2 protein-coding genes are annotated in these 2,208 nt (G+C 63.0%); one reads left to right on the forward strand and one right to left on the reverse strand.

Annotated elements, in window-relative coordinates; translation table 11 throughout:
• Positions 1 to 38: 38 nt before the first annotated feature.
• Positions 39 to 1,463, reverse strand: coding sequence for a type I glutamate--ammonia ligase (gene glnA / locus ABFX29_RS10760; RefSeq protein WP_152229155.1), 1,425 nt, complete (start codon positions 1,461 to 1,463; stop codon positions 39 to 41).
• A gap of 262 nt (positions 1,464 to 1,725) precedes the next feature.
• Here glnA and ABFX29_RS10765 point away from each other — a divergent pair, with 262 nt between their 5' ends.
• Complete coding sequence (locus tag ABFX29_RS10765) at positions 1,726 to 2,172, forward strand: RDD family protein (RefSeq protein WP_152229154.1); 447 nt, start codon at positions 1,726 to 1,728, stop codon at positions 2,170 to 2,172.
• The last annotated feature ends 36 nt before the right edge of the window (positions 2,173 to 2,208 follow it).

The following is a 2,208-nucleotide window of genomic DNA, read 5'->3' on the forward strand; positions in this document are numbered from 1 at the left end:
CCCTTCGGAACGGCGGCTCGGTTCAGCCGCAGGAAATCCTAGACGCCGTAGTAGAGCTCGAACTCGTACGGGTTCGGGCGCATCGCCAGCGGCAGGATTTCGTTCTCGCGCTTGTAGGCGATCCAGGCCTCAATCATGTCCTGGGTGAACACGCCGCCTGCCTGCAGGAACTCGTTGTCGGCCTCGAGGGCATCCAGTGCTTCCTCGAGGGAACCCGGTGCCTTCTGGATGTCCTTGGCTTCCTCGGCGGGGAGCTCGTAGAGGTCCTTGTCGATCGGGTCTGCCGGCTCGATGCGGTTCTTGATTCCGTCCAGGCCAGCCATCAGCTGGGCAGCGAACGCCAGGTACGGGTTGGACGAGGGGTCCGGTGCGCGGAACTCGATGCGCTTGGCCTTCGGGTTGGATCCGGTGATCGGGATGCGGATACCGGCGGAGCGGTTGCCCTGCGAGTACACCATGTTCACCGGCGCTTCGAAGCCCTTGACCAGTCGGCGGTAGGAGTTGACCGTCGGGTTAGTGAAGGCCAGGACGGCGGAAGCGTGCTTCAGCAGGCCGCCGATGTACCAGCGTGCAACGTCGGAGAGGCCTGCGTAACCCTTCTCGTCGTAGAAGAGCGGCTCGCTGCCGTTCCAGAGCGACTGGTGGCAGTGCATGCCTGAACCGTTGTCGTTGAAGATCGGCTTCGGCATGAATGTGGCGGACTTGCCCCAGGCGTCGGCGACGTTCTTGACGATGTACTTGAACTTCATCAGGTCATCAGCCGCGTGGGTCAGCGTGGTGAACTTGTAGTTGATCTCGGCCTGGCCGGCGCCGCCAACCTCGTGGTGGGAGCGCTCCACCTCAAGGCCGGCGTTGTCCAGCTCGACGCAGATGGCGTCGCGGAGGTCGGCCTGCTTGTCCACGGGGGCAACGGGGAAGTAACCGCCCTTGAACGGGGTCTTGTTGCCCAGGTTGCCGCCCTCTTCCTCGCGGCCGCTGTTCCAGGGAGCTTCGATGGAGTCAACCTTGTAGAAGCTGCCCTGCGGGGCGGATTCGTACTGCACGTTGTCGAAGATGAAGAACTCGGCTTCGGGAGCGAAGAATGCGGTGTCGGCGATGCCCGTGGAAGCCAGGTAGGCCTCGGCACGCTCGGCCACGCCGCGGGGATCGCGGTGGTAGGGCTCGCCGGTGCGGGGGTTCACGATGGAGAAGTTCAGTGCGAGCGTCTTCTCGATGCGGAACGGGTCCAGGAACGCGGTGGTGACGTCGGGGATCAGCTGCATGTCCGACTCGGCGATTCCCTGGAAACCGCGGATCGAGGAACCATCGAAGAGCTGGCCGTTGATGAAGAAATCGGCGTCCACGGACTTCGCCGGAACGTTGAAGTGCTGCTGCACGCCGGGAAGGTCGGTGAACCGGATGTCAACGAACTTCACATCTTCGTCAGCGATGAACTTGAGGACCTCGTCCGCATTCTTGAACATCGTGTCTATGCTCCTTATACATGTTTGGTTGGAAGGCCTCGGGCGGTGGGCCTGTCCTTGCGCCAGTCGGTGATTCCCGCAGGATCCGGCAACAGAAAATAGTCTAGGAGCACCCCATTACCCGCCCGTGTCACCAATGTTTCGGCAACGTTACGTGCACCATGCTCCTGTCTCCACCCTAGCCTGTGCGCGCCGCCACAGGCATAATTGGGCGCTTCACAGTCCGTCGGCGGTGCTCTGGGCTACCCGGTAGTCTTAAACGGTGGTTGACAGAAGAAGCTTAGGTTCATGGCTCGAAGGCCCCCCGTCCGACGAAGGTAACTGGCCGGGCCGCAGGCTGGGAAGGCCCCGCACCGGCCCCGGTTCCATTGCGCGCGTAGGGCCGCGGCTGGGAGCCCTGGTCATCGACTGGGCGATTGCCTCGGTCATTGCCTACGCCTTTTTCGGAGGCACCGGAAACTCGATCCTCCTGGTGTTCGCCGCAGAGCAGATCCTGCTCGTTGGCCTGCTCGGCTACAGCATCGGCCACCGCGTCTTCAGCCTGCAGGTCCAGAAACTGGACGGCGGGGCAGCGGGCCTCCTTGCCGGCGTCGTCCGCACTGTCCTGCTGTGCCTGGTTATCCCTGCCCTGATTTTCGACGCCGACCAGCGCGGCCTACACGACCGTGCCATGAAAACCGTCCTCGTGAAGGTCAAGCACGGACGCTGAACGTCCCCCTCAACGCAAAGGAACGCCCCCGGCAGA

It is taken from the genome of Arthrobacter gandavensis (assembly GCF_039528575.1).
GTDB classification, from domain to species: domain Bacteria; phylum Actinomycetota; class Actinomycetes; order Actinomycetales; family Micrococcaceae; genus Arthrobacter_B; species Arthrobacter_B citreus_B.